Origin of the sequence: Aminobacterium mobile DSM 12262 (genome assembly GCF_000526395.1) — a bacterium.
Classification (GTDB): domain Bacteria; phylum Synergistota; class Synergistia; order Synergistales; family Aminobacteriaceae; genus Aminobacterium; species Aminobacterium mobile.
The window spans coordinates 96,675-110,244 of record NZ_JAFZ01000004.1; the positions used below are offsets into that span (position 1 = coordinate 96,675).

The 13,570-nt window shown below is 41.6% G+C and carries 13 protein-coding genes and 3 tRNA genes; all 16 read right to left on the minus strand.

Going from position 1 to position 13,570, the window contains the following annotated elements; all coding sequences use genetic code 11:
- Window positions 1-112: 112 nt before the first annotated feature.
- Window positions 113-463, minus strand: a complete 351-nt coding sequence (locus K360_RS0110135; RefSeq protein WP_024823033.1) for a hypothetical protein — start codon at window positions 461-463, stop codon at window positions 113-115.
- A 28-nt stretch (window positions 464-491) separates the two neighbouring features.
- Window positions 492-1,979, minus strand: coding sequence for a hypothetical protein (locus K360_RS0110140; RefSeq protein ID WP_024823034.1), 1,488 nt, complete (start codon window positions 1,977-1,979; stop codon window positions 492-494).
- Window positions 1,980-2,003: 24 nt separating this feature from the next.
- Complete coding sequence (locus K360_RS0110145) at window positions 2,004-2,216, minus strand: hypothetical protein (protein ID WP_024823035.1); 213 nt, start codon at window positions 2,214-2,216, stop codon at window positions 2,004-2,006.
- Window positions 2,213-2,806, minus strand: coding sequence for a hypothetical protein (locus K360_RS0110150; RefSeq protein ID WP_024823036.1), 594 nt, complete (start codon window positions 2,804-2,806; stop codon window positions 2,213-2,215). Before K360_RS0110150 ends, K360_RS0110145 begins: the two co-directional genes overlap by 4 nt.
- A 21-nt stretch (window positions 2,807-2,827) precedes the next feature.
- The gene (locus tag K360_RS0110155; protein WP_024823037.1) at window positions 2,828-3,307 is read right to left on the minus strand and encodes a hypothetical protein; all 480 of its coding nucleotides are present in this window, start codon (window positions 3,305-3,307) and stop codon (window positions 2,828-2,830) included.
- Between the two features lie 1,159 nt (window positions 3,308-4,466).
- On the minus strand, window positions 4,467-5,291 hold the full coding sequence (locus tag K360_RS0110170) for a hypothetical protein (protein ID WP_156923410.1): 825 nt from the start codon (window positions 5,289-5,291) through the stop codon (window positions 4,467-4,469).
- Between the two features lie 49 nt (window positions 5,292-5,340).
- Window positions 5,341-6,228: an AAA family ATPase gene (locus K360_RS0110175; protein WP_084043957.1), complete on the minus strand. Its 888-nt coding sequence runs from the start codon at window positions 6,226-6,228 to the stop codon at window positions 5,341-5,343.
- Window positions 6,191-6,439 (minus strand): helix-turn-helix transcriptional regulator, encoded by a 249-nt coding sequence (locus K360_RS0110180; RefSeq protein ID WP_024823041.1) that lies wholly within the window; start codon window positions 6,437-6,439, stop codon window positions 6,191-6,193. Before K360_RS0110180 ends, K360_RS0110175 begins: the two co-directional genes overlap by 38 nt.
- A 240-nt stretch (window positions 6,440-6,679) precedes the next feature.
- Window positions 6,680-6,755: transfer RNA gene (locus K360_RS0110185), tRNA-Thr, on the minus strand.
- 14 nt (window positions 6,756-6,769) lie between these two features.
- A tRNA-Tyr gene (locus K360_RS0110190) sits at window positions 6,770-6,855 on the minus strand.
- Window positions 6,856-6,890: 35 nt separating this feature from the next.
- Window positions 6,891-6,966: transfer RNA gene (locus K360_RS0110195), tRNA-Thr, on the minus strand.
- 66 nt (window positions 6,967-7,032) lie between these two features.
- Window positions 7,033-7,332 (minus strand): PG0541 family transporter-associated protein, encoded by a 300-nt coding sequence (locus K360_RS0110200; protein WP_024823042.1) that lies wholly within the window; start codon window positions 7,330-7,332, stop codon window positions 7,033-7,035.
- A 5-nt stretch (window positions 7,333-7,337) separates the two neighbouring features.
- The gene (locus K360_RS0110205; protein WP_024823043.1) at window positions 7,338-10,442 is read right to left on the minus strand and encodes an efflux RND transporter permease subunit; all 3,105 of its coding nucleotides are present in this window, start codon (window positions 10,440-10,442) and stop codon (window positions 7,338-7,340) included.
- Complete coding sequence (locus tag K360_RS0110210; protein ID WP_024823044.1) at window positions 10,439-11,530, minus strand: efflux RND transporter periplasmic adaptor subunit; 1,092 nt, start codon at window positions 11,528-11,530, stop codon at window positions 10,439-10,441. The genes K360_RS0110205 and K360_RS0110210 overlap by 4 nt, the downstream gene beginning before the upstream one ends.
- Window positions 11,531-11,548: 18 nt before the next feature.
- On the minus strand, window positions 11,549-12,880 hold the full coding sequence (locus K360_RS0110215) for a TolC family protein (protein WP_024823045.1): 1,332 nt from the start codon (window positions 12,878-12,880) through the stop codon (window positions 11,549-11,551).
- Entirely contained in the window at window positions 12,870-13,481 is a 612-nt protein-coding gene (locus K360_RS11140; protein ID WP_024823046.1) for a TetR/AcrR family transcriptional regulator, read from the minus strand. The genes K360_RS0110215 and K360_RS11140 overlap by 11 nt, the downstream gene beginning before the upstream one ends.
- Window positions 13,482-13,570 lie beyond the last annotated feature (89 nt).

Here is a 13,570-nt window from a genome sequence, read left to right on the forward strand (position 1 = left end):
GGGGATGGGGGGAACCCCCATGTGTGTTGTTGTTATCACTTATGGGTTTGGCGTAGCCAAACGCGGTTTTGTGCCCTCCTCCCTATGTTAGAAGGGTGGAGGGGGGAGAAGCCTACTCTCCCCTTCCATTTTGATTTTGTGTTTTCTGGTTTTTGATTTCCGAAAAAATAAATTTTAAAAGTGCATTTATGTTTTCCTTTTTTATTTTTTCCAATTCTTCATATTTTTTTTCGCGTTTCATTTTTTTATATTTTTCATCTTGTAAAATTAAAAAATCCCCAAGGGCGTCAAATTTTTCTCCCAAAAAACTTCTCGCGACTCCCCCTGTCAAGATTTTCTTTCGGGTTTCGCGTTTCCTATCCTTTTCTTTTTCTCCTTTTTCCAGAATTTTTATGTCAGCCTCCAGTTTATTTTTTTTCTCTATCATTTTTTCTATTTTTGTTCTCATTTTTTCTTTCTGCATTTTTTATATCTCTCCTCTTATTTTTTTTTTATTTTTGGGTGGGCGCGATAGGGTCCCCCCCTACCACGCTTTGTTGTAATACAGCGACACCGACACCTTTTTTTGATGTGTTTTTTCCGACGACGTGCCGCACAAATCCCCGCGTCACCCCCGCGGTGGTGACTAGGCTACTCGAGATTCGACTTCCTATCTGTGTCATACCTGCGGAAAAGCCGTCCGACGTAGCCGAAAGCAAGCTGGAAATAACGGAAGGCAACGCAAACGCCCCCAAAATGTATGCCGCACCGATTATTATAAAAGTTAATAATCCTGAGTCCATACTGGCGTACAGCAAAACGATAAGAATCAAACAGTATACATTCGCTACAGGAACGTAAAATAAAAATTCAAAAAGTTTCTTCAAAATTGTCGAGGGGGTGTTCTCGAAAGACGGTAAAATCGAAAAGGCTAAAACGACGGGAGCGAGGATAGCGAGAAGTCCGAGGCCGATGTCAGCCAGAATTATCAGAATGATTAGCGCAATTTGCGTAAAAATATATGTTGCGCTAACACAAATTTGTAGAACTGTACGACAAACTATACTCGACCATTGAGACGTCCACGTGGCCGGGAGCATGGCCACTTTTGCATCTACGAGGGCGCTGGCGTGCACGAATACGGAGTCGCCACCTGTTGCCTGCGTTATTATTTTTGTGATGCTGTCAACTATTTGTACACAAAAAATGAGAATATCTGCGAAGTGTACAATAAAAAGCCCTAAAATAGCGGCCTTGAAAGCAATTTGTACGGGAACGAGAATCATTTCTGAATTTACAAAATTATTTTTTATTTCAGAAATCATATTTTGCGTACCCCACCAGAGTATACGTACTGTGGCGAAATAAAAAAGTAATATAAGCCCTATATTTTGCGCTATTTTTGCGAGGGTTTTTCCATCTTTCCCCGAAAAAACGCCCGATATCTCCGCTATTTTTGCGAGCCCATCCCCCATTTTTTTGAAATTATTAAATTTTCTAGAAATTTCTTCTTGCGAGGATTTTTCGGCTTCGACTCGCGCGCCCACCATGACGACGTCAGTTCCGGAAAGGGCGTCGTCTGTGCCCGTCATATTACTCCTCTCTATCATTTTTTTTGTCTGAATTTGGTAATGTTTGAATATTCCAGCAAATTCTGCACTTGATACAAATTCTATGCATTCTTGGATATTTTCGGCGCCAAAAATAATAGTTCGCAAAACTGGCCATCGGCCGCCGGACAAACTCCCGATATTTGCATGGTCAGGCCGCCACGCGTTTTGCCCCCCATTTTTTTGTGTTGGCCCAAAAAACATATAATCGTAGGGGTTTTGCGCGTCTTCCCAGAATTGTTCAACATTATTCCTTACCATTTCGTCCAGTTTTAAGCCTGATTTAATATCAGATTCATATTTTTCTACTTCGGCTTCTGCCCCGCCCGAAAACAGAACCCCCCCAAGAAAGAAAAATAAAAATAAGCATATATATATGTTTTTCTTCATTTTATTCAAGCCCCTCCTTTCTTTTTAAAGTTGATTTAAAAAAATCCAAATGAGGGTGCTTCCTGTCGCGACAAAAAATGCCGTACAAATACCGGTATATAGTATCGTCCCCGCTTCGCCGCTATCATTTTTGGACAAAAAAATTCCGGCGATGATAAAATTTCCGGTGGCCACCAGAATCCCCAACATATTTAGGATTTTTGTCGCAATTTGCACAAGTCCAACAAACTCTGTCATTTTATTTCCCCTCCTATATTTCCCATTTTTAATTTTTTTTGGAATTTTGTCGTAAAACTAGAAAAATTTTTGCGTGCTAAAAAGTTTGAAAAAATAAATATTTCCCCGATATTTGCCCCGCTTTTTTGCCCCCATTTTTTGTGAAAGCCCAAATATTCAGGATTGTCGAAACTTTTCAGGCGATTCCAAAAATATTCTTCCGCGACAAAAATATTCCCGCGCGCGCAAAGAATACCGTCTTGGTCGTGTATTTGAATTGCGTTTCCATTTTTTTCGGCCAGTAACAACCCCGAAAAAATAGGCGATACACATACTTCTATCCCCGCCCGCGCGAAAGCAAAAGAAAAAGGCTCGTCCCGCAACATACCTATACGGGTATTCTTCCATTTCTTCTGACAGAAATTAATTATTTCCATCTCGTTTTCAGAATTTTTTAAAATTAGCGGAAAAATATAATCACTTGCTTTAATTTTTTTAAATTTTTCAATGTAAAATTTTTTTTCTTCCTGAACGAAAAAGTAGTGTTCATCAATATTTTCGCCTTTCCATCCCTGTATTGGCGCGATTATTTTCCACGTTTTTTTCTGCATTTTTATGTCCTCCATTTATAATTAAAAATAATTAATTTCCCGATTAAATTTTTCTGAAGTGACGTCGATATCGACTTTCGCGATATGCTTCCGAAGCCATTTCCACCTCCACCCGATTTTGCTTCCCGCAATTTCTTCTTCCGTTCCAATTTTTCTGAAAATAACTCCTGAAATTCCGGCGGCGGCATATTTTGATTTTGTGTTTTCCGGGACAAAAATTGCTGAAATTCCCATTTTTTCGAGACGGCTTTTGAAAACGGAAAGGTCAGGCACGCCCGCAACTGCTAGCTCTATGGCGCTTTTAATTTCTTCCGCATTATTTTTTGGGATTTTTTGGGATAGATTTTTTTGCATTTCTTTTTCTTTTTCTGCCTGTTTTTTCTTTCTTTTCTCCCTGTATTTTTTTCCAAAAAATACAGATATCCGTTTTGAAATTTGGAATACAAAAAATGAGAAAAATAGGCCCGACAAAAATCCAATTTTAAAAAAATGATATGGCATGTGCCCCCCTCCCTATGATATTCCCTATGATATAATTAAGGTTTTACTAGAATTTTGTTGCTGATAAAAGTATAGCGGGGGGATTTAAAAACAAACAAAAAAAAGAAGAAATATAAAAGTCTAAATATTTAGACTTTATCGTCCAAAAAAAATACGTCCAAATGTGAGACGTTTTAGAGAGGGGGGTATGTATTTACCCATTTGAGAAAATGAGAAATTTTGAGACGAAATGGTGCCCTCCTAGAAATATTTGGGGGGGGTTATGTAGGTCTTAAGACCCATAAAAACATGAAATGTAAAAAAAGGAGAAGACAAAAATAAGAGTTTTATGTCTTATTTTTTTTTAAAAAAAATATCCTAAATATATATATGAGTGAAAATTTTAACAATAAGTAATGGAGCTTGAGCGGCTCCCTTACTTTATCTCTTTAGTGCATACAAAGCCTATATATTTTCTAAAATATATATATATATATATAGATACATATATATAGAATATGTACATATAGGAGTCTTTTTTTTCGAAGATTTTCCTAAAATCGAGAAAAAAATAAGCGTGTATGTACATATAAAAATAATGATAGACAGAGCGTAGCTCTGCTTATTTTCGTTTTTATATAGGGATAGATATAGCTCTCGGGGGCGCAAAATAGAAGATTTTTGCCCCCCCATCGAGCATTTCTCTATTTTTTTCCCATTTTTTTAAAAAACGTATAAAAAAAATAGCGAAACAAAACCTGAATTGCCGCTGTCGCGGCGGCGTGGTCGCGTCAAACAAATCATTGCACGTTAGCGGCCTTGAAAGCAATTTGTATGGATATATATGTTTTTGTTTTTCTTCCTGCGCGCGCGCGGCGCGGCGCGGGGGTGTGTTGTCTATGCAGAAGCATACCCCCCTAATTTTTGTCCAAGGAGGGGGGTATTTTTCCCAAAAAAATCTTTTAAAAAATATTAAAATATAAAAAAAATATAAGGATATACATAAACAAAACCCCCCTGTTTCTGGGGGTTTGTTTTTGTATTTACGTTTTAAATGTTTTAGGCGGAAAATAATCTCCGGAAGCCTTGCAAATACCACATCTTTTTGTAGTGCAATCGTAGAATATGATACTAATATCGTAGGATGTGATACTAATATCGTAGGATGTGATACAACTCTTCATTTTTTTCTTCCCGTTTTTGTGCTTTTCGGCCTCGAAATAATATACTTTCCGTCGTTGTTTTTTGCGATGGTAAATTTTATTTTTTCCAATTCTTCAAGCGCCGGAATTAATCCCCTTCTCTCAAATTGCCAAATGTCCGTTTGCGCCCCTATCAATTTTTGGAAATCTTCCGGCGTGCCCGCAAAATGTTGTCGGGGGATGAGGGCCCAGTATATCCCCCGCGCCGTATCCGAGTTTATGGAATTTAGTTCAGCGGCGTCGGCGTACAGACATTCCTTTTTCTCCCCCTCCTCTGGGATAAAAAAGCGAAGTGGGTATATAGTTGCCACCGCCCCTTTTCTTCCTCTTTTTTCTATTTTTGTCGCCCAAAAATTCGAATAAAACTCATTTCCCCCCGAAAATCGCGCGGCAAGAGTTATCTCACCCAAAATTTCTACGGAATGTCGTACATTTTCTCGCCCCGCTCCCCTTCCTGCCCTGCATATGTCGTAAAGTTCGGAAAGTGGAAACGAAGACATGTAGCGGCCGCTGTCAGTGCCCGTATCTGCCCCCACTAATTTTTCTGCGCCGTATTTTTGCAGGAGCGCCAGCACCCCGAGAAATACGCCCATTTCAGGATTGGCGCGCAACGGCTCTCGAGAAGAAACTAAAATTTCCTCGCCGAAATTATTTTTTTGTTGGAAGTATATTTTTCCGTTTCGCGCATACGCGCCGCGCGGCATGGGCGCTCTCGTCGCCGGAAAAATGCAACTTCGAAAAAATATATGTGGCAAATATGCCTTTTTCTGTACTTCTTTTTCTGGTATTATTTTTTTTGCCATGGTTGTTACCCCCCACATTTTTATGATATGCTTTTTTTGGTTGTTAGCCTCATTTTTTAAAGAATTTTCTGAATTCACTTGGCATTTCTTCTTCCTCTAGGGCGGCAAAGGAAGCCGCCCTTTCTTTTTGGATATTTTTTTCGGACAACACCCCTTCTTTCCCGTGACATAGCATTATTGGGGGAATGGGGGGGGCATTATTTAATTTAACAAAATTCAGTTTTACTTGCTCTTGTGAATTTTGGTTTTTTTTTGGTAAAGATAACGTAAGCGCGCAACGAACTGACGTGATAAGAGTACTCCCGCCCCGTATACCCACCCAAGTATCGTCATATCCGTCTACGACTGCATTTTTCGCAACGTGGTGCAAAAGCAAAATGGCAACGTTCGCCTGAATCGCAATTTTTTCGAGCCAGGAGACCAAAATGGAAAAATTTGTATTCGTCTCCTCTCCGCAAAAAACGCGGGATAAAGGGTCCAGAATCACGAAGTCAAAATTTTTAAAAAATTCTACGTATTCCTGTATTTTTTCTGTATTTTCTTTTTCCGCGAAAAATAAAGGCCCCATCCCCCGCCGCGAGCACATATAGAGATTTTTTTGTATTTCTTTTTCTTTTTTCAGGAGCGTGGGCATGGCGCGGAATATAGCTACCGCACGCTTTTTGACCTCTTTTTCGCCCCCCTCCCAGCACACATATAAAACTTTTCTAGGAGGTGAAAAAAAAGAACTAATTCCGGTCATTTTTTCTCCCGCCGACAATTCCATGGCCCATTCCTGCGCGAGAAAAGATTTTCCGAGGCCACCTGCGCCCGCAAATATAGCTATTTCTCCTCTTTCCACCCCCGGGAAAATATATTCTTCGTCTTCAAAAATGTAGGATGAGGAAATGTTTATTTTTTTAGGCTTCATTTTTTTCTCGGCCTCCTGGAATGACATGTACGGAATTTTCCAAAATCCAGGTGTCCAACTCGTTTTTGGCGTATCTGACCGCGCCGCTGGACATACGAAAGTAGGGCGGCGCAACTCTTTTCCCTATATTTCCAGTTTCCCGAAGTTTTGCCAGATATTTCTCTGAGTATCCCGTATACGCCGCCGCTTCCCGAGTTGTCATCCATTTTTTTTCTACTTCTTTTTGCTGTTTTTGCATGGCATATGCACCTTCCTATTTTTGAAGTTTTAGGAAGTGTGCCTGCGCATGGGGGGGTCAAACAGGAAAAAGGGGGTTAAAAGAGTATTTTTTAAAAGATGAGTCTAAAGACCTATTTTTTATTTATTTTTTATTTTTTTATTTTTGGGGTGGAAAATGGGGAAAAGACTCTATAGAGTCTATAAAGAGTTCAAGAATGAAAAAGGGCTCCGACGAAATCGCCGGAACCCTTACTAAGACTGGAGCCGACTTCCGGACTCGAACCGGAGACCCCATCCTTACCATGGATGTGCTCTACCTGCTGAGCTAAGTCGGCTTTCTTTTAATAAATGGTGGTGGGAGTAGGATTTGAACCTACGTAGGCGAACGCCAGCAGATTTACAGTCTGCAGCCTTTGACCACTCGGCCATCCCACCACTTCACTGCGATTTTATACCAACAACGTAAAAAATGGAGCCGGCACCCGGACTCGAACCGGGGACCTGCTGATTACAAGTCAGCTGCTCTACCAGCTGAGCTACACCGGCTCGCCGCTGGTATATTATAGCGGGAGAAATAGATCTGTCAACATCCGATGTAACTAAAGTGCTATTTTACAGTACTTTCTCCGCTTCCGCAACAAAAGCTTTTATTCCCGCCTGCTTTATATATGGTTCCTCCTCTAGGTGAGTAAGTTTTTCCTTTAAGACCAAAACATCTTCATCACCACAAAAGACCATAAAAGCCCAGTCTTTCCCAGGATATATTGCATCATCCCAATGGGTTTTCCCACTCACGTTATCACGAAACAAAACATTTTTCCAAACAAAATATCCCGTAATACCGTTTTTATTGAGAACCTCCATGAGATCTTCTGCGACACTTTCATTACAGAAAATCCAGAACATCTTCATGTAGCCTAAACCTCCTCTGCCTCAGCAAAACGCTTTTTACGACGAAGCTTTTCTTCAAATAAGCTGTAAATTACAGGTACAATTACTAACGTTACTATAGTAGAAATAAGCAATCCTCCCATAACAGAAACCGCAAGCGGACGCCAAAGCTCTGCTCCCTGGTCCTGGCTAATAGCCATTGGTAACATGCCAAAAAAGGTTGTGAGAGTCGTCATTAAAACAGGGCGTAAACGACGTTCTCCCGCCTCTAGAAGAGAGTCTCTCAATTTTACACCTCGGGCTCTGAGAAGGTTGATATAGTCTACAAGTACAATGGCGTTATTAACCACAATTCCAACCAGCATAATAACCCCGAGCAGTGCTTGTAGCGAAAGATACATCCCCGTCAGAAGATATGCGAAAGCCACGCCAGTAAGGGCAAAGGGGATGCTGAACATAATGACAAAGGGATCGAGGTATGCTTCATACTGCCCAGCCATAACCATATAGACCAAAAGGACCCCCAACAAAACTAAATATCCCATTTGGCGGAAAGCCTTGTCTTTTTCTTCCACCTCTCCACCAAAATCGATACGGATATCTTGAGGGATATTCATTTTTTCGATAGCTGCTTTTACATCTTGCGTCAACTGACCTAAAGATCTCCCATGAACATTCGCTTCAACCACTACGTAGCGCTGTTTATTTTTGCGCTGTATTTCCGGTGGACCTACTGTGTCATTGAGTTGTGCTACTGTTGAAAGGCGAATAAGCTTCCCATTTACATTCGGAACCATCAGATGATTTAAAACCTCTCGAGAGTTTCGTTCATCAGTGTTCAACCGAACTCGAATGGGATAATCATCATCACCTTCCCAATAGCTTTCATCTGTTTCATATCCGTAATAATACGTCCTCAGAGTCTGTGCAACAGATGCTGTGCTTACACCTGCCAAAGCTGCTTTTTCTCTATCAACCCGTACCCATACCTCTGGACGATTTTGTTTTTGGCTCAACGTCACATCCACAGCGCCTGGTATCTTAACGAGGCTATTCTTAATCATATTTGCCGTTTCCACAACATGATCAAGGTTGTCTCCATATACTTCTATATTCAAGGGTTTCGACCCAAGTAACATGGCTTTAATAGGAGACGTGACTACAACTGTCATTTTTTCAATACCAGGCTTAGTTTGAAGCCAATTACGCAGTTCGTTGGCAACTTCAAAAGCACTACGCTCTCGTTTCTTTTTCTCCACAAGTTTAAGCCCCACAGTTCCCACATTAGGGCCAGCCTCTTGCCCGACAGCTACAGCATATCCCTTTTCATCCCGGCCATCATAAGCAAATATATTTGTTGCCTCTGGTACTGTTTTTTCAGCATATGCCATTATTTCTTTAAGAAGTTCCTCTGTTTTTTCGATCCTGGTTCCTTCTGGAAGTGTAAGGGTAATAGAAATATCTCCCGTATCCGGTTCCGGCGTCAGTTCAGTGCCTATGAAACGAAAACCTGTAAAAGTAAGGATCAAAAGGACTACAGCGGCAGCAATAACTTTTTTCTGGTTTATAAGACTCCACGAAAGGATATTTTTATAGCCTCGCTCAAGCCACACGATGAATCGTTCCGTATATCGATGCATCTTTAAACTATCTTCCTCCCGTTTGAAAAAACGACTCCCCATCATAGGAACAAACGTAAGGCTGACAAAAAGAGAAGCCATAACGGCCACAACCATCACAATAGTCAATGCGGAAAAGAAAACACCAACAAGCCCCGAAATAAAAGCTAACGGGAGCAACACAACAGCCGTAGTGAGGGTTGAAGCAAGAAGGGCCGACTGTACTTCCTGGGCACCGAGGATACTCGCCACATTCCGCCGTTCTCCAAGTTCTAAGTGATAAACAATCTGGTCTGTAGCAACAATAGAGTTATCCACTACCATACCGCTTGCTACAGCTAGAGCTGAAAGAGTAAAAATATTGATAGTGTAGTCGAGCCATCCCATGATTATAAAAGTGATGACAAGAGAAAAAGGGATAGCTCCACAAATAATAAGCGATGCCGGAAGCCGTTTTAAAAAGGCCCACGTCACAAGAAAGACCAACAGTATTCCGCTAAAGAGAGAAGACCCTAAATTTCGTATAGAATCTTGAATAAAATCAGCCGCATTAAGCCCCACGTGATATTCCACATCGCCTGGGAACTCCCGGGCCTTCATATCTTCCATTTTCTCAAGGACAGCTTGGCTCACTTCTACCGTATTGGCATCACTGTTTTTAAGAACAATAAGAATTACAGACTGCTTCCCTGCGTGAAATCCCTGAATATCAGGATCTTTAAAACTATCGGAAATAGTCGCCACATCGGAAAGATATACTGGTCGCCCTTTCGATACACCTACAATTACTTTGTGCATATCCGCTACACTTTGGAATCGACCAGGAACCCGTAGATAATACTCAATTCGCCCTTCTTTTAGAGACCCTGAAGGAATGTTAATATTCTCCCGTTCAAGAGCTTGCACTACTGATTGTGGAGCTAGTCCATACGCTTCAATTTTATCTACATTGAGTTGTACCTGTATCTCCCGTCGATCCCCACCGTAGATCAGAACTTGCCCTACACCAGAAATACGGGAAATTGTTTCGGAAATAGTTTTATCTGCATAATGATAAAGACTGGGAAAGGACTCGTCTGCCGTTAGAGACATTACAAGGACAGGAACCGTCCCTGAAGTTATTCTCAACAAAATTGGCTCCTCTGCATCGCTAGGTAGATCTCGTTTAGCGAAGTTCACCGCATCTCGAACATCTCCTATTTTGACATCCAAGTCTTCCCCCCAATCAAACTTCACGGAAACAACAGATATGTTATCTTGGGACTTTGAAAGGATAGTATCTACCCCTTCTATCATGGCAACGTGATTCTCTACTATTTTGGAAACTCGCTGCTCTACATCGCTAGCAGAAGCTCCTGGCCATGAAGTCAAAATATTAATAACTGGAGGTTCTATTTCAGGCAATAAATCTACTTTTAAAGATGTGAAAACAATACCACCAAGCAATATGACTACAAGAAAGATCATAAGGGTGGTTACTCGCCGCTTAACCGAAAATTCTGGAAGATTCATCGCTGAACCACCTCAATTGGCGTTCCTTCAGAAAGTTTCTCCGAACGGGTAATGATAACTTTATCGGAAGGAGATACTCCTTCGATTACTTCAATAGCATCTGGTCCTTCCTCTCCAAGAGTAATTTGTTTTGTTTTAGCAGTCCCATCTTCTGTAGCCACATAACAAATGGGCAGACCAGTACCTGCCATTTTCATAACGGCGTCTAATGGAATACCAAGCCCTTCATGAGTTCCCGCTTGAATTTCTACTCGAGCATACATTCCAGGTTTCATAAGAGAAAGAGCATCAACAGCAACCTCTACTTTTCCTGTTCGAGTAGTAGGATCCAAAATGGGAGAAACTCTAGAGACTTTTGCTTTAAAAGAACGCCCAGGGAAAGCATCTAGAGAAATGTGCGTTTCTTGCCCCGCTCTTACCTTTGAATACAGTTTCTCTGGAACTACTCCCACAGCCTTAACCTGTTCCTGCTTGGCTATCACAAAGACAGGGTAAGAGGAGGTGGTGTCTCCAGTATCCACATTTCGAGCTGTAATAATGCCCGAAATCGGGGCCTCTATTCGATGATATCCCTTCGTTATCTTAAGCTGTTCCAGTGCTGCCCTCGTCTCTGCCACTTGCCTGACAGAGGTTTTATACTCTCCTTCTACATGATCATATTGTTGGCGACTAATAACTTCTTCCTTGTATAGTTGAGAAAATCTTCGATAATCGTTTTCCGCAGTCTGTTTATAAATTTCAGCCTTAGCAAGGCTTGCCTGCGCCTGGCTTATCTGCTGCTCTATAAGACTTGTATCAAGAATAGCGAGAATATCTCCTTCCTGTACTTTGTCACCTTCATGGACAAGGACTTGAAGAACCGTTTTACTTGGGACCTTACTAATAACAGCCGCTTCTTCTTCCGGTTCAAGAGTAGCCACAAAACGGACAATATCTACAAAAGTACCCTGTTTTGGAGAAACAACCTCTACTTTTACCCGCTCTATTTCCCCCACAGCACTTTCTATTTGGTGCTGCTGATAGGCTCGAAAACCTATGAGGGCAATAAAGATAACGACTACGCTAAAGAGCATCAGACTCTTTTTCACTCAAAATCACTCCCGTTCCTATTGTTCAGCTGTATTTAGAGGAAGGCCTACTGCATATAAAAGTTCTGTTTTAGATATGTGCGTATCATAAACTGAGTCAACAAGCTGAGTCCGAGCATTAGTGAGAGCTACGCGAGCATCAAGAACATCTATATTTGTGCCTACCTGAGAGCCGTACCGTTTTAAAGCCATACGATAGTCTTCTTCTGCACTTTGCACCTGATCCGTAGCGACGGATATTCGTTGCAAAGCAGATTCAAGGTTAAGTTTTGCGACAGAAACTTCCAAGTTAATTTGTTTTTTAAGGTCCTCTGCCCTGAAAAAGAACTCATTGGCGGCAGCCTTCGCCTCTTGGGCCTTGGCCTGACTCGCTCCACCATCGTAAAATTTCCAAAGAGCTGTAAGAGAAATTTTCCAGTCATCTTTTTCACTCGGGAAAAAAGTGTCATCAGCAACATAACTCTCAGCCTGTAAAATCACCTGCGGTTTGCTTTGTGCTGTTGCTGCCTTAGAAAGGGCAAGAGACGACTGAACGGCAAAGTCTAGTGCTTGAAGCTCCGGTCGAGTATCTAGGGCGAGAGAAAAAGGATCCTCAACCACAGGAACATCAGGCCGAGACTGATCTGGGTCTGGCAAAGTATATTGAGAACGTAGAGAGGCCCCCACAGCTCGTTCTAAGGCACTCCATGCCACATCTACTCCGTTAACAGCCTTTATTCTGTTTAGTTCGGCTTCTGACACATCTACGCGAATTCGCAAAACTTCATTTTTAGCTACAACGCCATGATTATAAAAAGACTCCACTTGCTTCAAATGTTCTTTAGTGAGTCCTAATACATCTTCCGCTACAGTAAGTTTGGCTCGAGCTCGCTGAAGATTGTAATAACTTGCTAAGACATTGCTTTCCACTGTCTGAGACACTCTGGTCTCTTGTGCTTTTGCTCCCTCTAAAGCCAGCTTCTGGCTTCGTACAGAGTTTTCTACAGCGCCACTACTGTAGAGAAGATAATCAAGAGACAGAGCTGCACGATAAGTTTTTTCAAACCCAGCTATAGCCGCTCCTCCTGTAGGAATTACAGGATACCTCGGCTCCTCCCCTAATTGTTGGTACGTTAAAGACGCTGCCAATTGGGGTTTTTGCGCCGATTTTGAGCCTAAGTATCTGGCTTGAGCCTGATTCACTCGCTCTGCCTCCGCCGCCAGGATTGGATTGTTTTTCTGTGCAAGCTCTAATACTAGCGTCTCTGTAAGAAATTCTCTTTCCTGAGCCCATAAAATGCGTTCTTCTGAAAAAAGGCAGGCAAATAGGGTTATTAACGCAATCGTATAAAAGTATTTTCTATGGTGCATATGGTGCTCCTCCTTTAAGAACTCGTATTACTAAAAATTTCCAAGAACGTTTCGCCTCATCGGCTGAGAGAGTTGTTCCTACGTTAGAAACTAATCCAGCAATAAAGTTCTCGAAAATTCGAATCAGTTCTTTAAGAGAAAGTCCTCCCGCCCCATCTTTCAGGGAGGGGTACATCTTCATAAGAATAGACTCAAATTCCTCCACAAAGGATAGGCTGATAAGGCGATTTAAGTCCTGAATTTCCGTATTACCCCTAATAGACTCTAAAGCCATATGGACGCTGAACATTCGCCATAACTGGTCTTTCATCATTGCATCAATAAGCTGTTCTCCCCGAGCGATAAAAAGCCCCTCCCGTTCCTCAGGCTTTTCTGGCTGATCTGGCACCATAATATGGCGGATGCGCCCTACCTCTCCCTTTAAAACAGCCCTATAAAGATCTAATTTTCCTGAGAAATGCCAGTATAAAGCTCCCTTACTCAAATTTGCTTCCTTAACAATGGAATCAATGCTCGCTCCATAAAACCCTTTTTCCGCAAAGTGTTTTCTCGCTATAGACAATATGAGGGTTCTCGTATCTTGTGCATTATTTTCTTTCAAACACCCACCTCCCGACCGTTCGGTATATGAAAAGTTTATTCCATACCGACCGGTCTGTCAAGTAATTAAAAACGCAGGGAGGAAATCCC